General features: G+C 68.2%; 17 protein-coding genes. 11 read left to right on the forward strand and 6 right to left on the reverse strand.

Going from position 1 to position 20,138, the window contains the following annotated elements; all coding sequences use genetic code 11:
* Positions 1 to 10 precede the first annotated feature (10 nt).
* From hppD to hmgA, 3 genes are all read left to right on the forward strand, one after another.
* Positions 11 to 1,120 (forward strand): 4-hydroxyphenylpyruvate dioxygenase, encoded by a 1,110-nt coding sequence (hppD, locus tag ACORQU_RS10560; protein WP_271647356.1) that lies wholly within the window; start codon positions 11 to 13, stop codon positions 1,118 to 1,120.
* Positions 1,121 to 1,252: 132 nt separating this feature from the next.
* Complete coding sequence (locus tag ACORQU_RS10565) at positions 1,253 to 1,657, forward strand: endonuclease domain-containing protein (RefSeq protein ID WP_491645062.1); 405 nt, start codon at positions 1,253 to 1,255, stop codon at positions 1,655 to 1,657.
* Positions 1,658 to 1,674: 17 nt separating this feature from the next.
* Positions 1,675 to 2,988 carry a homogentisate 1,2-dioxygenase gene (gene hmgA, locus ACORQU_RS10570; RefSeq protein WP_491641146.1) on the forward strand — a complete coding sequence of 438 codons (1,314 nt, stop codon included), beginning with the start codon at positions 1,675 to 1,677 and terminating at the stop codon, positions 2,986 to 2,988.
* On the opposite strand, the gene ACORQU_RS10575 is transcribed toward hmgA, so the two are convergent.
* Entirely contained in the window at positions 2,960 to 3,508 is a 549-nt protein-coding gene (locus ACORQU_RS10575; protein WP_491641147.1) for a hypothetical protein, read from the reverse strand. The two genes, hmgA and ACORQU_RS10575, sit on opposite strands and share 29 nt — an antisense overlap.
* Positions 3,509 to 3,672: 164 nt before the next feature.
* On the opposite strand from ACORQU_RS10575, the gene ACORQU_RS10580 reads away from it, so the two are divergent.
* Positions 3,673 to 4,302 carry a lectin gene (locus ACORQU_RS10580; protein WP_491641148.1) on the forward strand — a complete coding sequence of 210 codons (630 nt, stop codon included), beginning with the start codon at positions 3,673 to 3,675 and terminating at the stop codon, positions 4,300 to 4,302.
* Between the two features lie 99 nt (positions 4,303 to 4,401).
* Here the strand turns inward: ACORQU_RS10580 and ACORQU_RS10585 are convergent, their stop codons facing one another.
* The 5 genes from ACORQU_RS10585 to ACORQU_RS10605 form a co-directional block, all read right to left on the reverse strand.
* Entirely contained in the window at positions 4,402 to 5,706 is a 1,305-nt protein-coding gene (locus tag ACORQU_RS10585; RefSeq protein WP_491641149.1) for an APC family permease, read from the reverse strand.
* Positions 5,703 to 6,503, reverse strand: coding sequence for a L,D-transpeptidase family protein (locus ACORQU_RS10590; protein ID WP_491641150.1), 801 nt, complete (start codon positions 6,501 to 6,503; stop codon positions 5,703 to 5,705). The genes ACORQU_RS10585 and ACORQU_RS10590 overlap by 4 nt, the downstream gene beginning before the upstream one ends.
* A 21-nt stretch (positions 6,504 to 6,524) precedes the next feature.
* The gene (locus ACORQU_RS10595; protein WP_491641151.1) at positions 6,525 to 7,376 is read right to left on the reverse strand and encodes a MurR/RpiR family transcriptional regulator; all 852 of its coding nucleotides are present in this window, start codon (positions 7,374 to 7,376) and stop codon (positions 6,525 to 6,527) included.
* A 781-nt stretch (positions 7,377 to 8,157) separates the two neighbouring features.
* Positions 8,158 to 9,255: a dipeptide epimerase gene (locus ACORQU_RS10600; protein ID WP_271647349.1), complete on the reverse strand. Its 1,098-nt coding sequence runs from the start codon at positions 9,253 to 9,255 to the stop codon at positions 8,158 to 8,160.
* Entirely contained in the window at positions 9,252 to 10,727 is a 1,476-nt protein-coding gene (locus ACORQU_RS10605) for a C40 family peptidase (RefSeq protein WP_491641152.1), read from the reverse strand. The genes ACORQU_RS10600 and ACORQU_RS10605 overlap by 4 nt, the downstream gene beginning before the upstream one ends.
* 45 nt (positions 10,728 to 10,772) lie before the next feature.
* Here ACORQU_RS10605 and ACORQU_RS10610 point away from each other — a divergent pair, with 45 nt between their 5' ends.
* The 7 genes from ACORQU_RS10610 (at position 10,773) to ACORQU_RS10640 (ending at position 20,040) form a co-directional block, all read left to right on the forward strand.
* Positions 10,773 to 10,973: a hypothetical protein gene (locus tag ACORQU_RS10610; RefSeq protein ID WP_491641153.1), complete on the forward strand. Its 201-nt coding sequence runs from the start codon at positions 10,773 to 10,775 to the stop codon at positions 10,971 to 10,973.
* A 225-nt stretch (positions 10,974 to 11,198) separates the two neighbouring features.
* A complete protein-coding gene (locus tag ACORQU_RS10615) occupies positions 11,199 to 14,057 on the forward strand; it encodes a TonB-dependent receptor (protein ID WP_491641155.1) in 2,859 nt (952 codons plus the stop codon).
* A gap of 184 nt (positions 14,058 to 14,241) precedes the next feature.
* Positions 14,242 to 15,864, forward strand: a complete 1,623-nt coding sequence (locus ACORQU_RS10620; RefSeq protein WP_491641156.1) for a serine hydrolase domain-containing protein — start codon at positions 14,242 to 14,244, stop codon at positions 15,862 to 15,864.
* A gap of 92 nt (positions 15,865 to 15,956) precedes the next feature.
* Positions 15,957 to 16,703 (forward strand): N-acetylmuramoyl-L-alanine amidase, encoded by a 747-nt coding sequence (locus ACORQU_RS10625; RefSeq protein WP_491645064.1) that lies wholly within the window; start codon positions 15,957 to 15,959, stop codon positions 16,701 to 16,703.
* 101 nt (positions 16,704 to 16,804) lie between these two features.
* Positions 16,805 to 17,461, forward strand: a complete 657-nt coding sequence (locus tag ACORQU_RS10630; protein ID WP_491645065.1) for a M15 family metallopeptidase — start codon at positions 16,805 to 16,807, stop codon at positions 17,459 to 17,461.
* A complete protein-coding gene (locus ACORQU_RS10635) occupies positions 17,458 to 18,735 on the forward strand; it encodes an NAD(P)/FAD-dependent oxidoreductase (RefSeq protein WP_491641157.1) in 1,278 nt (425 codons plus the stop codon). Before ACORQU_RS10630 ends, ACORQU_RS10635 begins: the two co-directional genes overlap by 4 nt.
* A 57-nt stretch (positions 18,736 to 18,792) precedes the next feature.
* Positions 18,793 to 20,040 (forward strand): DUF819 family protein, encoded by a 1,248-nt coding sequence (locus ACORQU_RS10640; RefSeq protein WP_491641158.1) that lies wholly within the window; start codon positions 18,793 to 18,795, stop codon positions 20,038 to 20,040.
* Positions 20,041 to 20,138 lie beyond the last annotated feature (98 nt).

Here is a 20,138-nt window from a genome sequence, read left to right on the forward strand (position 1 = left end):
AGAAGATTCCATGAGCGCTCAGCCCTCCACGCACGCGCCCGGAACGGAAGCGAAGGTTGCCACGTTCGACAACCCAATGGGGATCGACGGCTTCGAATTCGTCGAGTTCGCCGCCCCCGCCGGCCAGGGTGGCCAACTGCACGATTACTTCCGCAAGCTCGGGTTCACCCAGGTGGCCCGGCACAAGACGCGCGCCATCAGCACCTACCGGCAGAACGACTGCACCTTCCTGATCAACGAGGATCCGGATTCGTTCGCCGCCGATTTTGCCGCCGAGCACGGGCCCAGCGCCTGCGGCTTCGCCATCCGGGTCAACAAGCTCGCCGAGTGGGCGCGGGTGCAGGCGCTGAAGAACGGTGCCGAGCAGATCGGCCCGCGCGAGCTGACCAAGGCGGTGGCCGCGCCGGTGATCAAGGGCATCGGCGGCTGCATGCTGTACATCGTCGACCGCTACGACAGCACCGGCACCATCCATGACCCGGACTATGAATTCCTGCCCGGGGTGGAGCGCATGCCCACCGGCTTCGGCCTGACCTTCATCGACCACCTGACCCACAACCTCTATCCGGGGAACATGGCGCAGTGGGCCGATTACTACGAGCGGCTGTTCAACTTCCGCGAGATCCGCTACTTCGACATCAAGGGCGCCAAGACCGGCCTGCTGTCCAAGGCGATGACCGCGCCGGACGGCATGGTGCGCATCCCGCTCAACGAGTCGTCCGATCCCAAGTCGCAGATCAACGAATACCTGGACGCCTACCGGGGCGAGGGCATCCAGCACATCGCCTGCTTCACCGACGACATCTATGTCACGGTGGAGAAGATGCGGGCGGCGGGCGTGGATTTCCTGGACACGCCGGACACCTATTTCGAGGTGATCGACCAGCGCATCCCCGAACACGGCGAGGACGTCGAGCGCCTGGCGCGCAACAAGATCCTGATCGACGCCGACCTGGAGACCGGCAAGCGCAAGCTGCTGCAGATCTTCACCCAGAACGCGATCGGCCCGATCTTCTTCGAGATCATCCAGCGCAAGGGCAACGACGGCTTCGGCGAAGGCAACTTCAAGGCGCTGTTCGAAAGCATCGAGCGCGACCAGATGCGGCGCGGCGTGCTTTAGCAGCATGCCTTGATCACGGCGGCAGCTTTAGCCCCTCTCCCTCTGGGAGAGGGGTTGGGGTGAGGGTCAGGCGAAGTCCAGATGGCGAACGACGCTATGCTTCCAGCAAGCTTCCAGACAGGACGTCTGCCCATGCCAGGACGCGTTAAGCCACCGCTGCCGACGCGGACGCTGCGCGACGCGCGCGCCCTGCGCCGCGAAATGACCGATGCCGAGCGCTTGCTCTGGCGGCATCTTCGCGGTGGTCAACTGGAAGGACTGAAGTTCCGACGCCAGCATCCGATTCCGCCCTACATCGCGGATTTTTGCTGCGTCGGATTGAAACTCATCGTTGAACTCGATGGCAGTCAGCATTCGGAGCAAAGCGATGCTGCACGCACCAAATTCCTGGAATCGCAGGGATGGCAGGTCGTGCGGTGCTGGGATAATGAAGTGCTGACGCAGACCGAAGCGGTGGTCGAGACGATCTGGCGGTGCGCCTGCGACCTTACCCTTACCCTCACCCCAACCCCTCTCCCGGAGGGAGAGGGGCTTTAAGCATCGCGAGTGTTGGCATGGCAGAGCATTCACGCAATTCATTGAGCTACATGACCGGCTTCGGCAACGAGTTCGCCAGCGAGGCGATTGCCGGGGCGCTGCCGGTGGGGCGCAATTCGCCGCAGCAGGTGGCGTTCGGGCTGTATGCCGAGCAGTTGTCGGGTACCGCATTCACTGCGCCGCGCGGGCAGAACCGGCGCAGTTGGCTGTATCGGATCCGGCCGGCGGCGATGCACGGCGGCTTCGCGCTGTTCGAGCAAGCGCCGGACTTCCACAACGGCTTCGGCCAGGGGCCGGTCAGCCCGGACCAGTTGCGCTGGTCGCCGCTGCCGCTGCCCGAGGCGCCCACCGATTTCATCGAAGGCTTGCTGACCATGGCCGGCAATGGCGCCGCCGAGGCGCAGCACGGCGTGGGCATTCACTTGTACGCGGCCAACCGCGACATGCGCGGGCGCTGGTTCTACGACGCCGACGCCGAGCTGCTGATCGTCCCGCAGCAAGGACGGCTGCGGCTGGCCACCGAATTCGGCGTGATCGAGGTCGAGCCGCAGCAGATCGCGGTGATTCCGCGCGGCGTGCGTTTCGCGGTGACCCTGCCCGACGGCCAGGCACGCGGCTATGTCTGCGAGAACTTTGGCGCGCCACTGCGCCTGCCCGACCTGGGGCCGATCGGCTCCAACGGCCTGGCCAACCCGCGTGACTTCGAAACGCCGGTGGCCGCCTACGAGGACGTCGAGGGCGAGTCCGAGTTGATCGCCAAGTTCCAGGGCCACCTGTGGCGCGCGTCCATCGGCCACAGTCCGCTGGATGTCGTGGCCTGGCACGGCAACGGGGCGCCGTATCGCTACGACCTGCGCCGGTTCAATGCGATCGGCTCGATCAGCTTCGATCATCCCGATCCGTCGATCTTCACCGTGCTGACCTCGCCCAGCGACACGCCGGGCACGGCCAACCTGGACTTCGTGATCTTTCCGCCGCGCTGGCTGGTGGCGCAGGACACCTTCCGCCCGCCGTGGTTCCACCGAAACGTGGCCAGCGAGTTCATGGGCCTGGTGCACGGCGCCTACGATGCCAAGGCCGAGGGCTTCGCCCCGGGAGGGGCGTCGTTGCACAACGGCATGACCGGGCATGGGCCGGATGCGGCCACGTTCGAGAAAGCCTCGCATGCGGACCTGTCCAAGCCCGACGTGATCAGCGACACGATGGCCTTCATGTTCGAGACCCGCGCGGTGCTGCGTCCGACGCGCCAGGCGATGCAAGCCGCGCACCGCCAGCGCGACTACCAGCAGTGCTGGGCTGGGCTCAGCCGCCGCTTTCAGCCGCCTGGCTGAGCACCCCGGAGCCTGTGATCGCAGGCGGCTGCGGTGCCTTCAAGGCCTCGCCGTAGTGTTCCGGGACGGCCTCGGCCAGGCGTGCCTGTACCCGCTGCGCGTAGCCGGGCGAGGTGATCGCAGGCAACTGCAATACCGCTTCGCGCATCACCTCCAGGACCGTCGCGTCGTCCGGCGCATCGTGCAGCCGCCGGTGGAGTGCCTCGGCCCGCGGATCGCGCTGCAGCTCCAGGATGCCCTGCAGGTAGAAGCGGGCGGCGATCAGGGAGCGTCGATGGACGCGCGGGGCCGGGTCCGGTGTCTTTGCGATGTGGAGTGCGGACGCCTGCGCGATCTCCAGATAGCCCTGCCGGATCAAGGTGGCGATGTGGTCTTCGGTCTGCGGCCCAAGCAGCTGCACCAGCTCGGGCAGCGTGCGCCGGCCGTCGGCCATGATCAGGATCCGGCGCTGGCGCATGTCCAGGCCCGCGCGATGGGTCTGCAGGGCGGCATGGGCCCGGTCGGTTTTGCGAGGTTGCATGGGGAGGCACGGCGTCGAGGCCGGTGCAGGCTCGCCGGTGCCGATGAAACCGCCATGACACTCGACCAGCGTGGTGTGCGAGGTGTGCGCAGGGCCCGGTTCGCGCGCGATTCACCGCCAGTGACTAGGCTGGACGCTCTGCTGATCGTGGAGTCCGTGTCCTGATGAAAGCCCTGCTGCCCCTGACCGCCGCCCTGGTCCTGGCCCTGTCCGCGTGCAAGGCCGATGACCACGCATCGTCGGCCGACACCGCCGCCTCCAAGGAGCCCATGCCGGCCGCAAGTGTCCCTCCGGCCTCGCTGCCGCCGTCATTGCCCGAGCCGGGTGAGGCCAGCGGCCAACCGACGTCCAGCCAGCTTGCGGGGTGGCAGGGGTATGGCGATCTCAAGCTGGGCAGCACCGTGGAGGAGGCCAGGCAGGCCTGGGGCGGAGAGCTCAACAGCAGCACCCCGTCCGAAGGCGGTTCCTGCTACCAGCTCACGCCCAAGTGGGCGACCGACAAGGCCGATGTGGCCTTCATGATCGAACACGATCACTTCGTCCGCTACGACGTCACCACCAGCAAGGAAACCGCGCCCGGCGGCGGCAAGGTTGGCATGGACGAGGGCCAGCTGCGCGCGCTGTACGGCGACGCGCTGTCATCGATGCCGCACAAGTACGTGGAAGGCGGCAAGTACCTCAGCGTCAGCCAGGGCAAGGACAAGCTGGTGTTCGAGACCGGTGCCGACGGCAAGGTCACCAGCTGGCGCGTGGGCCTGCCACCCCAGATTGACTACGTGGAAGGCTGCGCCTGATCGAACACCGCTTGGGTGGGAGCCGCTACAGCGGCGATGGGGCTTGCCCGGAAAGCCCTTCGCCGGCATGAAGGCTCCCACTCCCACAACAGGCATGCCTTATGCCGCGTCGGCCTTGCGCGGGAACAGATAGATCGCCGTGCCCACCACCACCGCGGCGCCGACGGCCCGCAAATTGGCCAGGCTGGCGCTGCACAGCAGGCCCAGGGTCAGCAGCAGCGCCAGGATCGGGATCAGCGGACCGCCAGGCAGGCGCAGCGCATTGGGGTTGTCGCGATGGCGGCGGGCCAGCACCAGCACCGCGGCGGCCGTGCCGATGTAGGCCAGCAGGCGGGTCACCATCGACAGCAGCGCCAGCTGTTCGAACGAGCCGGAGAGCGCCAACGCCACCGACAGAACGCCCTGGACGATGATCGCCGCGGCCGGGGTGCGGAAGCGCGGGTGCACGCGGGCGATGAACTTCGGCCCGAAGCCATCGGCCGCCAGGGCGAACAGGAAGCGTGGCCCCAGCATCACCGTGTTGCTGGTCGTGCCCAGGATCGACACCACGGCGCCCACGGTCAGCACCAGCGCCAGGCCCTCGCCACCGAAGCGGCTGGCCGCATCGGCCAGCGGCGTGGCCGAATTCGCCAAGCCGGGCAGGGTGCCCATGGCCACCACCTGCACGGCGGCGTAGATCAAGGTCACCAGGGTGATCATGGTGATCAGGGCGAAGGGCACGTCGCGGCGCGGGTTTCGGAACTCGCCGGCCGCGGCTGGGATGTTCTCGAAGCCGGCATAGGCGAACAGCAGCAGCAGCGCGGCCTGGCCCAGGTTGGGCAGGTCGCCCAGGTCCGGCGCGGTGCCGGCGAAGGCCATGCTCCAGTCCATGAAGCACAGGCCGACCACCACGAACAGCAGCAGCGGCACCAGCTTGGCGATCACCAGGGCCACGCCGGTGCGGGCAGCCGAGCGCACCCCGATCACGTTGATCAGGGTCAGCAGCGCCAGCGAGCCGATGACCACGGACAGGCGCCCGGCGCCGGCGCCGGCCGGTGCCCAGAAGCGCGAGACCGCGTCAGCCAGGCCATTGCCCAGGGCGGCGGCCGAGCTGATGCGGGTCAGCCAGATCATCCAGCCCACCTGGAAGCCCGCGTAGCGTCCGAAGGCCTCGCGGGCGTACAGGTAGCTGCCGCCCGGCGCGTCGAAGTAGCTGGCGGCCTGCGCATAGCACAGCACCAGCAGGGCCACGGCGATGCCGGCCAGCAGCACCGCCCACAGGCTCAGCGGGCCCATCAGCGCCACGGTGGCAGCCGGCAGCAGGTAGATGCCGCTGCCGATCACATCGTTGATGGACAGCCCGACGATCTGCCAGCGGCTGACTGCGCGGACCAGTTGGCCTTCGCCCGCAGGCGCGGCGTTCACGGGGTGGCCTGCGCGGTCAACGTGGGCAGCGACCAGGCGTGCTGCAGGCGCACGTACTCGGCCTTGGGCAGCAGCACGAACAGCGGATGCCGCTTGGGATCCAGCCAGGCTTGCAGCCGGACCATGTTGGCCGGCTCCATCGCCGTGCAGCCGGCGGTGGGCTCGCCGGGCGTGCGCCACATGTGGGCGAAGATGCAGCTGCCGTGGCCAGGGACGGCCTGGGCGTTGTGTTCGATCACAAAGCCCTGGCGGTAACGCACATCGCCATCGTTGTGCAGGTCCAGGCGCATGTGCTCGCTGGCTCCAGCCACCGCCTGCGCGCCGACATCTTTTTCGTCGACGATCTGGTTGTAGAGCGGCGAGTCGGGCACGTCCACGCACCAGCTGCTGGCCTGCATCTGGTGATAGTCCAGCGCGGTGTCGGCCGTGGGCGCATAGCCGAAGGCCTGCCCGATGCCGAAGACGCCGGCCGGGCTGCGCCCATCGCCCTCACGCTTTTGCGGGCCGTCGGACTGCGCTGGCGACACTCCGTCGCCCCAGGCGCTGCCCTGCTTGCCGATGGCCACGGCGATGGGCGCGGTGGCGAGGGTCCACTTGGCTCCCTTGCGGACATAGGTGCGCAGCGTGCCCTGGTTGTCGTCCCAGCCATCGGTGGTGACCACCACCAGCTGCTGGGCCTGCTGCATTTGCGGGATGCCGGCGGGCGCGCGCTTGGCCAGGGCCGGCACGGCGGCGAGCGCGGCGGCCACGGTCAGCCAACGCAGGGCGGACAGCGGCGTGGGGCGGTTCGTGGACATGGGCGCTCCGGGGGGCAGGGGTCAGGAATCGAGCAGGTGCTGGACCCGCTCCAGGTTGATCGCCAGCTGGCGGTCGCGGTCGGGATTGGCCTGGCACAGCAGGACGAACACGAAGTCCAGCAGGTACTGCAGCGAGGAGCGGTACAGCAGTTGCTCGATGTGCGGGGCGGCATCGTGCGCGGAGACCACCAGTGCCGCGTCGGCATGCGCGCGCAGCGGGTTGGCGGTGTGCCGGGTGATGGAGACCACGGTGCCGCCGGCGTCCTGGAACTGGCGCGAGATCTGCGAGAGCTGGGGTAGCTTGCCGAACTCGGACAGCAGGATCAGCACGTCGTCCGGCCGCGCCGAGGACACGTTGGTCATCATCAGGATCGGATCGGCGTGGTGGATGGTCAGCACGCCCAGCAGCGACAGGCGCATGGCGAATTCGCGCGCGAACAGGCCGTCATCGCCCAACCCGCAGACGAAGACCTTCTGCGCGCGGTCCAGGCGCTCGACGATGCGCTCGATGTGGTCGCGCGGGTTGAGCAGGCGCGTCTCCTCCTCGGCGGCGGCCTTGCTGCGACGCAGGCTTTCCTCCAGGCGGGTGTAGGCATCGCCCACGGTTTCCGGTTCGTCGGGCGAGGCCGGGGCCGGGCCACCGCCCCGGGCGACGGCCTGGCCGACCGAGTACTTCAGGTCCGGATAGCCCTTGAAGCCCAGCTTCTGGCTGAACTTGACCACGCTGGATTGGCTGATGCCCAGCGCGCTGGCCAACTGCTGGGACGAGTAATCGCGCAGCAGGTGGGCGTTGTCCAGGATGTAGTCGGCGATGCGGCGCTCGATGGCCGACATGCTGTCGCGCTCGGACCGGATTTTGACCAGGGGCGGCATGGGGTCGTGGTCTCCGCGTGGCATCAGGGACGCTGCCCGACGTTGCTGTTGCTGTTGCTGTTGCTGTCGCTGTTGGTTCTGCTTTTGGCTGTCGTCGGTCCCCGTCCGTAGCGGCGCAGCCGGTGGGCAAAACCCCGCAGGGGCGACGCGCATGGATGCGCGGCGTTTCCGGCAGGGGCAGGATGCCCCTTCCGGAAATTCCCATCGGCGGAGCGGACCCGGAGCGCCGCAGGCGCGCAGGGCGCGGAGGCTGGGGCGTGCTTTCTTTGGGTTACTTTTCTTTGCACGAGCAAAGAAAGGTAACTCGCTCCCCGAAGGGGAGTGAAAGCCTTTCCTTCAGCTGTTGAGTCAACGGCACCTGCGCACATGGAAGAATTCGGTCTCTCGCCAAGGCAGAAGCCCGAGCGTTTCACGCCCTGTCGGGCGCGAGTCACTTTTCTTTGCTTGTGCAAAGAAAAGTAACCAAAAGAAAGCACACCCCGGCCTTGCGCCCAACGCGCTTCGCGCGTCGGGTCCGCGCTGCCGCCGGGAATTTCCGGACGGGGCATGCTGCCCCGGCCGAAAACGTCGCGCATCCATGCGCGCCGCCCCTGCGGGGTTTGGCCCGTCGGCATCGCCGCTGCGGAGGGGAGGGGGAAAAGCGGGGCGGCAAAAGCAACAGCAACCGCATAACCTGAGGCAACTGCCAAGGCTGCTCCAGCAACGGCTTCCGTCGTCCTCCCGCATGCGCGGGGACGACGGCCGTGGAGCATCGTGTTGCTCCGAAAATGACGTAACAGCCTCACGGCGCGAGCAGCTCCAGGCCCTGGATCTCGCGGATCCCCAACCCCGGCGCATCCGGGATGCTGATCTCCGATTCGTTGAACAGCACTCCGCCGACGACCGGGTTGAACGCGCCCAGCGACGGGCCGTCCAGATCGATCTTGCTGATCGCCCCGGCCTTGGCCACCGCCACATGCACCGCGGCGGCCACGCTGATGGAGGACTCGATCATGCAGCCGATCATGCAGTCCACGCCGTAGAGCGAGGCGATGTCGGCGATGCGGATGGCGTTGGAGATGCCGCCGGTCTTCATCAGCTTGATGTTGATGATGTCCGCCGCGCGCAGCTTGATCAGGTCGAAGACCTGGCTGGGCCCGAACACGCTCTCGTCGGCCATCACCGGCGTGTTGACCCGGTCGGTGACGTATTTGAGCCCATCGATGTCGGCCGCCTTGACCGGCTGCTCCAGCAGTTCCAGGACCACGCCGGCGTCCTCGAGCTTTTGCATGGCGTATACCGCCTGCTTGGCGGTCCAGCCCTGGTTGGCGTCCAGGCGCAGCAGGGCGCGGCCTTCGACCGCGGCGTGGATCGCCTTGACCCGCTCGATGTCCAGCCCCAGGTCCTTGCCGACCTTGATCTTGAGCGACTCGAAGCCGCGCTCCAGCGCGTCCAGCGAGTCGGCCACCATCTTGTCGATGTAGTCCACCGAGATGGTGATGTCGCTGGTGATCACCGGGTCGCCACCGCCCAGCAGCTTGTACAACGGCGCGTCGTAGAGCTGCGCCCACAGGTCGTACAAGGCGATTTCCACGGCGGCCTTGGCGCTGGTGTTGCGCTCCATGGCCGACTGCACCAGGGCGGTGAGGTGGTTGAGGTTGGCCACGTCCTGGCCGATCAGGCGCGGTTTGATGAAGGTGTCGATCGCCGCGATGATCGAGCCGTGCGTGTCGCCGGTGATGACCGCGGTGGCGGCCGCCTCGCCATAGCCGGTGTGGCCGGTGTCGGTGCGGATCAGCACCACCACGTCCTCCACCGTGTCCACGGTGCGCAACGCGGTCTTGAATGGCGTCTTCAGCGGCACGCGGAGCATGCCCAGCTGGATGTCGGTGATCTTCATTCGGCCTGCTTGGTCGAAGCGTGCGGCGGGCGCACGCGTTGGATGTTGGTGATGCGGTCAACGTAGCTGGCGGTGTCGCTGGCCAGCATCGGCTCGAGCGGGGTGACCGACACCCCGTTGAGGTGTCCGGCCACGCGCTGGCCATCCGGCCCCGCCCAGCCACCGCCCTCGGTGTCGTGGATGACATAGGTCAACCCGTCGGCCTTGCCCAGCACCACCATCACGTGGCCAGGGATGTAGACCATGTCGCCCACCGACAGCTGCCGCACCGCAGCGATGCGCTTGCTGTCCGGGTCGTCCTTGGTAAAGGCGATGCGGTCAAGCGCGGGGCTGACCGCCTGCTGGGACGTGTTGCGCGGCAGCAGCACGCCGAAGGCGCGATAGATCTCCGAGGTGAAGCCGCTGCAGTCGCGGGTGTCGTAGGAGTGCCCCCAGCCATAGCGCTCGCCCAGGAACTTGAACGCCTGCTCGATCAGGTGACGCGGGGTCAGCGGCAGGTAGTCGGCCGCGGTGTCGGCCGTGCGCGGCAGCAGTGCGGGCACCAGCTGCAGGCCACCATCCGCATCGCGGATGGGCAGCTGGATCACCCAGCCGGTGTAGGGCATCTGGCCATTCACCGGTTGGGTCGGGTCCCAGTCGGCCAGCACCGGCACGCGCACGCCCATGTCCAGCTGCAGGTCCGAGACCTGCGGCTGTTCGGGGGTGAACGCCGTGCTGGCGGTGGCGCCGGTGATCACCCGGTACGGGCCTTGGGCGCCGTAGCCGAACACCTGTTGCGGCGTGCCGATGCCGACGAAGCGCTTCTCGATCCAGGCGCTGTAGCGCTGGCTGGTCACGAACAGCCACTGCCCGTCGCGGCTCTCGTGCAGCACCGCCACCGCGTCGCCGGGGAACAGCGCCGACTCCTGGAAGCGGTCGATGTCGTGGTCCTGCGTGCTGCTGAAGACCCGCTGTTCGGTGGGGAAGGTGCGCAGGTCCGCGCGCCGGGTGACCAGGCCGTAGCGCACCGGCTGCTGGTCGGGGATCGCGTCCAGGGCCAGTCGCGCACGCAGGGCTGCGATGGCCGCCGCATCCAGCACCTGGCCGTGCAGGTCGTAGAGCGTGCGCGACGGCGCGGCGGACAGCGTGTCGATCTCGGCGAGGACCGTCGCGCGCGGCAGGGTCGCCGGCAGGGCCCGCAGGTCCTGGATGGCCGGGTCCTGGGCGCGCATCCGCGCGTTCTGCGCGGCGATGCCGGCGCGATCGAGCAGCGGGCGATCCGGGTGCGCCTGCTGCGCAATCCAGTAGGCCGGGGTCAGCTTGGGCGGGTCCACGCCGACGACGCCAGTGACCGGGTTGATGGGGACCTGGGGCACCGGCACGCGCGCGGCGGCCGGCACGGCGGCCAGCAGCAACCACAGAGGCAGGGACAGGGTGAAGGCATGGCGGGACAGGGCCGCAACGCGGCGCCCCGCACAGGGGCGGCCGGACATGGCGGGGAGGCTCCGGAGGGCTGACATAAAGGAATACTTATTCCGATGAAATCGAAAAGCAAGAATAAATTATCGGTTGCCGCGCGCCGGGCAGGCCGCCACCGGGCGCGTCTGGCCACGATACCGAAGTCGCATCCTGCGCCCGGTTGCCCATCCCTGGCGTCGAACCTGAACCGGATCATGTCCGGCAGCGTGACGGGCATCACGGGGAATATCTATGCCGCAATGTCTGTGCAGCAGGAATAATTTATTGACACGGGTTTTTTTTGCGTGCTACACAGCGATGACATGGCGGCGTCGGCGCCATGTGATGACACGCGATGTAAGGGGCCCCAAGGGGCCGTGGCGCCGATGCGCACACGGCGCTGCCCACAGCGCGGAACTGTCATGGGGAGTGGACCGGCGGTCGTCCACGCGTGGCGCCTGGGAAGCGCTTGCGCCATCCATCCAAACCTTGCAGGAGATCCGCACATGCGTCGTCCTACCGTTCTGCCCGCCCCCAGCCGCCTGACCGTGGGCCTGCTCGCCGCCCTGCTTCTCCCGGGCATCGCCTCGGCACAGGACGCCGCATCGTCGGGCACCGACGCCAAGAACCTGGACAAGGTCACGGTCACCGGTTCGCGCATCAAGCGCACCGACATCGAGACCGCGCTGCCGGTGACGATCATCAAGAAGGAGGAGATCGACGCGCAGGGCATCAGCTCGGCCGAGCAGCTGATGAGCTATCTCAACATCTCCGGCAATGGTTCGGACAACCTGGCCAGCAACGCGGGCATCGTCTCGGGCGTGGACCAGCGCGGCAACAATGGCGTGTCGGCGGCCAACCTGCGCGGACAGGGCGCTGACGCGACCCTGGTGCTGCTCAACGGACGCCGCGTGGCCGCCCACGGTCTCAAGGGCCGGGTGGTGGATCTCAATTCCATTCCCTTCGCCGCGATCGAGCGGGTCGAAGTGCTGCGCGACGGCGCCTCGGCCATCTACGGCACCGACGCCATCGGCGGCGTGATCAACTTCATCACCCGCACCGACTATCAGGGGGCGGAAGTCAACGGCATGGTCGATGCGACCGAGGACGGTGGCGGCAACATCTACCGCGGCAGCCTGCTGGTCGGCCACGGCGACCTGGACACCGACGGCTGGAACGCCTGGGCCAGCTTCAGCTACCGCAAGGACGAACTCCTGCGCGGCACCGACCGCGATTTCTCCAACGGGTTCCAGCCTGATCGCGGGCTGTCCCCGGATACGCGCGGCACCCCGTACGCGACGGTCGCCAACCGGGCCGGTTCGCTGATCGGCAACGGCCTGACCGATCCGGCCGATGGCTCGACCCAGCAGTACATCAATCCCCTGGACCTGCCCGGCGGCGCGGGCTGCGAGACCGGCAACGACCTGATGGGGCCCTACGACAACGTGCTGTGGGGCGTGCCCTCGGCGCGTTACGCCTGCGCCTACGACTATCCGGCGGCCGCGGTGATCCAGCAGCCGGTGGAGAGCAAGGACGTGATCGGCCGGGCGACCTTCAAGCTCGGCGACCAGCACCAGATGTACGTGGAGTTCACCGGCTCGGAGGTCGATGCCCAGAAGCGCTTCGAGCCGTACCAGATCTCGCCCGGCAGCACCTTCGATGCCACCACCTGGTACCCGAGCACCGGCGAGGCCTACGACGCGATCTACGACCAGTTGGCCTCGTATTTCGGCCCCGGCCAGCTGTCCTACGGCGCGCCGATCGCCTATCGCTGGCGCTGCATGGCCTGCGGACCGCGCGAGATTTCCACCAATACCAAGTCCTACCGACTGCTGCTGGGCTTCGATGGTTCGCTGGGCAGCTGGGACTACACCGCTGGCCTGTCGCGCGCGTCGAGCAAGTCGACCTCGCGTCTTGAAGGCGGTTACTACTACACCAGCAAGCTCAAGGACGTGCTGGGCAGTGGTCTGCTCAATCCGTTCCTGATGCCGGGCCAGGCGCAGTCCGAGGAGGCGATGGCCGCACTGGCCGCCGCCTCGGCCAACGGCGTGGAGCTCTACGGCGGCACCTCGACCATGACCAGCCTGGACGCCAGCGTGTCCGGCGGCCTGGGTTTCAGCCTGTACGGCGGCGAGGCGCAGCTGGCGACGGGCATCGACCTGCGCCGCGAGGAGTACGAGTTCGGCGGTAACCAGACCGGCGAGGACGAAGGCATCTACCTGGCGCCGTTCGACAACGGCAACGTCCTGCAGAAGGTCAGCCGCGACACCAAAGCGGTGTTCGCCGAGTTGTATCTGCCGGTGCTCGACACCCTGGATGTGACCCTGGCCGGCCGCTACGACCATTACGAGGGCTTCGGCGGCACCACCAATCCCAAGTTCTCCTTCAAGTGGCAGCCGATCGACGCGCTGGCCTTCCGCGGCGCCTACAGCACCGGCTTCAAGGTGCCGACCTTCAACCAGATGTTCTACGGCGAGGCCGAGAGCCCCTACACCGGCCTGGACCTGGCCGACCCGGCGACCTGCCCAGGCGGCGTGGCCGATACCAGCACCCCGGGCTGCGAAGCGATCCAGCCCAACCTGCTGACCGGCGGCAAGAAGGACCTGGATCCGGAAGAGTCCCGGCAGAAGAGCCTGGGCGTGGTCATCGCCCCGGTCGACTGGTTCAACATGAGCGTGGACTGGTGGGAGATCAAGCGCGAGAAGACCATCCGCTCGGGCATTTCCATCGACACCCTGGTGGAGAACTACGACACCTTTGCCGACAACTTCATCCGCGACGCCAACGGCAACATCACCGCCATCGATCAGCGCTACATCAACTCCGGTGGCAGCCTGATGCGCGGGATCGAGACCGACGTCAACCTGACCTTCGACGACCTGCTTGGCGGTGACTGGCGCGTGCACCTCAACGGCAGCTACCTGGACACCTATCGCACCAAGGACCTGGAGACCCTGCCGTACACCGACAACCTGGTCGGCGAGTACGTGCGCTACTACAGCTTGCCGATCCGCTGGAAGCACACCCTGAGCGTGGCCTACCAGCGCGGCGACTGGTCGCACATGCTGACCCAGATCTTCCGTGACGGGTACAAGGACGAGGAGCCGATCAGCGTGCGCAACGGCACCTACATCCCGCCGAACTGGGATCCGGACGTGTCCAGCTACACCACCTACAACTACAGCGTCAGCTACAAGGGCTTCCACAACATCGATGTGACCTTCGGCATCAAGAATCTGTTCGATACCGACCCGCCGTTCACCGCGCACATGAACGACTACGCCGCCGGCGCGGGCTGGGAGCCGCGCGTGGCCGACCCGCGTGGCCGTGCGTACACGCTCAACGTGCGTTACAAGTTCCTGTAGCGCTCGCTGATCGGCCTGAAGGGGCGCGAACATCGCCCCCGCGCGCAAGGCCCGCTTCGGCGGGCCTTGCCATGTCCATTGCCCAGGGTTGGAATAAAAATTCCATAAACGATATCTTCTTGGAATAATTTAGTTGGCGCGTGGTGGATCGACAGGCCCGCGCACCGGACCACGAGGTTGTCCCATGCATCCATACCCGCAGCACCGCCGCCATCGTGTACCGACACACGCCGGCCGATGGCGCCTGGCCGCACTAGGGCTGCTGAGCCTGATGGCCGTGGCCGGCCCGTCCGCCGCCGCGGTGCCACAGCCCGCGCAGGCGCGGTTGGATGCCTTGTTCGACCAAACCATGGCGCGCTACCAACTGCCGGGACTGGCGGTGGGTGTGGTCCAGGACGGCAAGGTGATCTACCAGCGCACCGCGGGCGAAACGCGCGCGGGCAGCGGCGAACGGATCGACGCGGACACGCTGTTCAAGATCGCCTCCAATTCCAAGGCCATGACCACCGGGCTGCTGGCGCGGCTGGTCGATGAAGGCAAGCTGGCCTGGGACGACCCGGTGACCAAGTACCTGCCGCAGTTCCGCATGTTCGACCCGTGGGTGACGCGCAACATCCAGGTGCGCGACCTGCTAATCCACAACAGCGGGCTAGGGCTGGGGGCGGGCGACCTGATGCTTTGGCCCGAACCCAATGCCTTCACCCGCGAGGACATCGTGCGTGGACTGGCCTACCTCAAGCCGACCCACAGCTTCCGCGCGCATTACGCCTACGACAACCTGATGTACGTGGTGGCCGGGCAGGTAGCCGCCGCAGCCGGCGGCAAGCCCTACGACCAGCTGGTGCGCGAGCAGGTGTTCGGGCCGCTGGGCATGGACCGCTGCCAGGTGGGCGCGTTCGACCGCGACGCGGTCGGCAACGTGGCCCAACCGCACATGCGCCAGGATGGCCACAACGTGGTGGTGCGCGAGGACGCGGCGACCATCCCGGATACCCCTTCCATGGCGGCCGGCGGCATCCGCTGCAGCCTGCACGACATGACCACCTGGGCGCGCATGTGGCTGGACACCGACGCGCCGCATCCGTGGGTGTCGGCCACCCAGCGCCAGGCGCTGTGGTCGTTGCACACGCCCATGCCGATCTCGCGCCAGATGCGCGACTGGGATGGCACCCATCTGTACGGCTACGGCTATGCCTGGCGTCTGTCCGACGTGGACGGCCAATTTCGCGTGGCCCACACCGGCACGCTGATGGGGATGTATTCCTCACTGACCCTGCTGCCGGACCTGCATGCCGGCTTCGTGGTGCTGATCAACGGGGAGGGCGGCGAGGCGCGCACCACGCTGACCGAGGCCCTGACCAAGCTCTACACCCAGCCGGGCCAGGTGCTGGATGTGGACCACTATGCCGGGCTGCTGGCGCAGTCGCGCGCCGAGGCCAAGGCGGCCGCGCCGGCGCCGGTGCCCGACACGTCCTCACGCGAGCCGGTCACGCCGGACGACGCCAGGCGCGTGCTCGGCCTGTATCACGATGCCTGGTTCGGCGATGTCAGCGTGTGCCCGGTCGATGGCCAGGTGCAGTGGCGCTCGGCCAAGTCGCCGCGCATGCACGGCACGGTGATGCGCGTGGACCAGCGCCTGATGGTGGACTGGACCGATCCCAGCGTCGATGCCGAACCTTGGCTGGACGTGGAAGGCAACGGGCAGGTCGTCGCGCTGGCGATGTCCGCGATCGATCCCGATGCCGACTTCAGCTACGACTACCCGGACCTGCACCTGCGCCGCACCGGGCCATGCCCGGCGCCGTGAATCGTCTTTCCCGTCCCGCAAGAGCCCCAATGCCGATGACTTCCAGACCCTCGACCCTCCGCACCGGCCTGTCGCCACGCCGGGCCCTGGCCATGAGCGGCGCTCTGTTGGCCACGCTGCTGCTCAGCGCCTGCGCCAATCTGCCGGCCAAGAATCCCCTGGCGCAGTGGGAGCCCTCTCCCAACCAGAACAAGCGTGGGGCGCAGCTGATCGTCATCCACTTCACCAGCCAGGACGCGGTCCAGCAGAGCCTCAAGACGCTCAAGACCGCCAACAGCAAGGGGCCGGTGAGCGCGCACTACCTGATCGGCAGCGACGGCAAGCGCTACCAGCTGGTCAGCGACGACCGCCGTGCCTGGCACGCGGGCGCCGGGCACTGGGGCACCATCAGCGACGTCAACTCGGCCTCGATCGGCATCGAGCTGGACAACGATGGTCAGTCGCCGTTCGCCCAGGCCCAGATCGACAGCCTGATCGTGCTGCTGGACGACCTGTGCAAGCGCCACCACATCCCGCGGACGGCAATCATCGGGCACGAGGACCTGGCGCCGGGCCGCAAGATCGACCCAGGCCCGCTGTTTCCGTGGAAGCAATTGGCCGATGCGGGCTTCGGCCGCTGGCCGCACCCGGATGCGCCGCCGGCGCCTGCCGACTTCGACCCGTGGCGCGCGCTGGCCGAGCTGGGCTATCCGCTGACCAATCGCGGTGACACGGTGCAGTCCTTCCACCACCACTTCCGCGGCATGGAGGGCAGGAGCCTGGATGCCGAGGACCTGCGCATCCTCTACGACCTGACCCGGCCACCGCCGGATGCGGGCGCCCCCGAGGACGGCATGTGACGCGCGCGGCCGCCAGGTCATCCAGGCCGCCAGCAGGCTGGCGCCTTTGCCCCGGCAGTGCGGTCCTGGGGCTGGCGGCGCTGCTGACGGCCACGGGCGCGATGGCGGCCGATGCGGTGCAGGTCTCGCCGGCCACCACCGCCGCGCAGGCCGAGCTGGTGGACATCACCACGGTGGCCCCCGATGTCCAGCTGGAGATCCGCTATGCGGGCGCGCACAACTTCACCGGACGCCCGGTGGCCGGCTACCAGGCGCCCAAGTGCCTGCTGCTGGCGCCGGTGGCGCGTGCGCTGGCCCGGGTCCAGGCCGGGCTGCGCGGGCAGGGCCTGGGGCTGAAGGTGCTCGACTGCTACCGCCCCGTCCGCGCAGTGCAGGACTTCGTGCGCTGGGCCGGCGATCCGGACGACCAGGCGATGAAGGCCGAGTTCTATCCTGGCCTGGACAAGGCCCGGATCATCCCCGACGGCTACGTGGCCGAAGTCTCCGGCCACAGCCGCGGCGCGACCGTCGACCTGACCCTGGTGCGTTGCGCGCATGGGTGCTGCACCGAGCTGGATATGGGCACGCCGTTCGACTTCTTCGATCCCCGCGCGCATACCGAGGCGCCCGGGTTGAACGCGGACCAGCGCGCGAACCGGCGCCTGCTGCTGGAGGCCATGCGCAGCGAAGGATTCGCCAACTATCCCAGCGAGTGGTGGCACTACACGCTGCGCCCGGAGCCGACGCCGCGCACGGCTTACGACGTGCCGATCCGGTGAGTCCGCCGCTCGCCCATCCGCGGACCGCCGATGTCGCGGTGATTGGTTGCGGCATCGTTGGCTTGTCCACCGCCTGGCAGCTTCAGCGCCAGGGGGTGTCCTGCGTGCTCATCGATGCGGCCGGTCCGGGCGCCCAGGCCTCGTTCGGTAATGCCGGCTCGATCTCGGTCGGCAACGTCTTGCCGCAGTCCATCCCGGGCATCGCCTGGAAGGCGCTGCGCATGCTCGCCAGTCCGCTGGCACCGTTGAAGCTGGACTGGGCCGCCTGCCCCAGCTGGGCCGGCTGGCTGCTGCGCTTCGTGCGCGATGGCAACGCGCGGCGCGTGCGCGAGGTGACCGACGCGCTGCATGCGCTCAACGCCGCCGCGCGGGCACCCTGGCTGGAATTGGCCGAGGCCATCGGGGCGCAGGCCCTGATCGGACACAGCGGCTATCTGCACGTCTACAGCGACCCGGGAACCTATGCCGGGGCGCGTTGGGCGCGGGCGCTGATGCGCGAGCGCGGGGTGGTCTTCGATGAACTCGACGGCCCCCAGCTGCGCCAGCTTGAACCCAAGCTGGGAGGACGCTTCGTCCATGGCGTGTTCCAGCGCGAGGCGCTGGCGCTGCGCGACCCGGGCGAACTGTGCCGGCGCCTGTTCCAGCACCTGCTGAGCCAAGGCGCGCACGCGCACATCGCGCAGGTCGGGGCCATCGCGCGCGATGGCGCGCACTACCGGGTGGAGACCGCGCGCGGCGCCGTGCATGCGGCCGACGTGGTGGTCGCCGCGGGCGCCTGGAGCGCGGCGCTGCTGCGCCCCTTCGGCGTGGGCCTGCCGATGATCCCGGCCCGCGGCTACCACCTGATGTACCCACAGCAGCCCGATGTCGTCTATCGCCCCACGCTGTGGGCCGAGCGCTACCTGGTGATTTCGCCGATGCAGGCCGGTCTGCGCATGACCAGCATCAAGGAGCTGACCGCCCTGGACCGACCGCCGCGCTACGGGCTGATCGAGCGCCTCGATGCGCAAGCCCGGCAGCTGTTCCCGACCCTGGCCGGGCGCGCGCAGGGGCGCTGGGCCGGCCATCGGCCGTGCACGCCGGACTCGCTGCCGGTGCTGGATCGCGTGCCCGACGAACGCATCTGGATCGCCACCGGCCACGGTCACCTCGGCCTGACCCAAGCGCCGATCAGCGGCCAGCTGATGGCCCAGGCGATGCTGGGCCAGCCGACCGGCATCGACCTGGCCCCGTACGCCTTGTCGCGCTTCGCCCAGGACCGGGCCGCCGCATGAGCCCCCTGTCCACCGCGACAGGTGGTGCGTTTCCTTCTTCCGTACCATGACCCCGCCATGCCCACCGACCACCCCGCCCTGATCCAGAACGACATCGTCCTGTTCGGCCTGATCGCCGCCACGCTGGCGTTCGTGTTCTGGACCGCCGCGCGCCCGTCGGGCCCGTGGAAGAAGTTCTACGCCGTCGTGCCGCCGCTGCTGCTGTGCTACTTCATCCCCGGCATCTTCAATTCCATCGGTCTGATCGACGGTGCGGCCAGCCAGCTCTACAACCCGGTCGCCAGCCGCGTGCTGCTGCCGGCCTCGCTGGTGCTGCTGACCATGACCATCGACCTGAAGGCGGTGCTGCGCCTGGGCTGGCGGATGCTGGCGATGTACTTCGGCGCCTCGGCCAGCATCATGGCCGGCGCGTTCTTCTCGTTCTGGCTGATGAGCAAGCTGCACGCGGCCACCGTGGCCGGCGACACCTGGGGCGGCATGGCCGCGCTGGCCGGCAGCTGGATCGGCGGCGGCGCCAACATGGTGGCGATGAAGGAGATGTTCGACGTCGACGCCACGGTGTTCGGCCAGTTCGCGGTGCTCGACGTGGGCGTGGGCTACGTGTGGATGGCGTTCCTGATCTTCATCGCCGGGCGCGCCAAGCAGATCGACGCGCGCTCCGGCGCGGATACCTCGGCCATCGACGACCTGCAGCGGCGCCTGGCCGACTACAGCGCCCAGCACGCGCGCATCCCCACGCTGACCGACTACATGCTGATCGTCGGCGTGGCCTTCGGCGCGGTCGGCTTGGCCCACGGCGTGGCGCCGTGGCTGGCCGGACTGTTCGCGCCGTATCGCTGGGCGCACGCGGCCAGCCTGGATTCGCCCTATGTGTGGGTGGTGTTGCTGTGCACGGTCGGCGGGCTGGCCTTGAGCTTCACCCCCGCGCGCCGGCTCGATGGCGTGGGTGCTTCGAAGATCGGCACCCTGCTGCTGTACGTGCTGATCGCCTGCATCGGCATGCAGATGGAGATCGGCGCGCTGCTGGACCGGCCGTGGCTGCTGGTGCTGGCGGTGATCTGGATCGCGGTGCACATCGTGGTGCTGTTCGCGCTGGGCAAGCTGCTCAAGGCGCCGCTGTTCTACTTCGCGCTGGGCTCGCAGGCCAACATCGGTGGGCCGGCCTCGGCACCGGTGGTGGCCGCGGCCTTCCACCCGGCGCTGGCGCCGGTGGGCGCGCTGCTGGGCACGATGGGCTACGCCACCGGCACGCTGCTGGCCTATCTGGTCGGCATCGGCCTGCGCGCGATGGCCGGCGCCGGCTGAGGCTCTGCACATAGGAGCGACCCTTCGGGTTGGGCCTGCAAAGCCGCCATCTGTCGTGACGCGGCTTTAGCTGACAGCCTTGCAGACCCAACGCGGCC

It is taken from the genome of Pseudoxanthomonas sp. JC1303, assembly GCF_058448525.1.

Coding starts and splice junctions, on each gene's coding strand:
- hppD (WP_271647356.1), top strand. CDS start 11: ATGAGCGCTCAGCCCTCCACGCACGCGCCCGGAACGGAAGCGAAGGTT.
- ACORQU_RS10565 (WP_491645062.1), top strand. CDS start 1,253: ATGCCAGGACGCGTTAAGCCACCGCTGCCGACGCGGACGCTGCGCGAC.
- hmgA (WP_491641146.1), top strand. CDS start 1,675: ATGGCAGAGCATTCACGCAATTCATTGAGCTACATGACCGGCTTCGGC.
- ACORQU_RS10575 (WP_491641147.1), bottom strand. CDS start 3,508: ATGCAACCTCGCAAAACCGACCGGGCCCATGCCGCCCTGCAGACCCAT.
- ACORQU_RS10580 (WP_491641148.1), top strand. CDS start 3,673: ATGAAAGCCCTGCTGCCCCTGACCGCCGCCCTGGTCCTGGCCCTGTCC.
- ACORQU_RS10590 (WP_491641150.1), bottom strand. CDS start 6,503: ATGTCCACGAACCGCCCCACGCCGCTGTCCGCCCTGCGTTGGCTGACC.
- ACORQU_RS10595 (WP_491641151.1), bottom strand. CDS start 7,376: ATGCCGCCCCTGGTCAAAATCCGGTCCGAGCGCGACAGCATGTCGGCC.
- ACORQU_RS10600 (WP_271647349.1), bottom strand. CDS start 9,255: ATGAAGATCACCGACATCCAGCTGGGCATGCTCCGCGTGCCGCTGAAG.
- ACORQU_RS10605 (WP_491641152.1), bottom strand. CDS start 10,727: ATGTCCGGCCGCCCCTGTGCGGGGCGCCGCGTTGCGGCCCTGTCCCGC.
- ACORQU_RS10610 (WP_491641153.1), top strand. CDS start 10,773: ATGAAATCGAAAAGCAAGAATAAATTATCGGTTGCCGCGCGCCGGGCA.
- ACORQU_RS10615 (WP_491641155.1), top strand. CDS start 11,199: ATGCGTCGTCCTACCGTTCTGCCCGCCCCCAGCCGCCTGACCGTGGGC.
- ACORQU_RS10620 (WP_491641156.1), top strand. CDS start 14,242: ATGCATCCATACCCGCAGCACCGCCGCCATCGTGTACCGACACACGCC.
- ACORQU_RS10625 (WP_491645064.1), top strand. CDS start 15,957: ATGAGCGGCGCTCTGTTGGCCACGCTGCTGCTCAGCGCCTGCGCCAAT.
- ACORQU_RS10630 (WP_491645065.1), top strand. CDS start 16,805: ATGGCGGCCGATGCGGTGCAGGTCTCGCCGGCCACCACCGCCGCGCAG.
- ACORQU_RS10640 (WP_491641158.1), top strand. CDS start 18,793: ATGCCCACCGACCACCCCGCCCTGATCCAGAACGACATCGTCCTGTTC.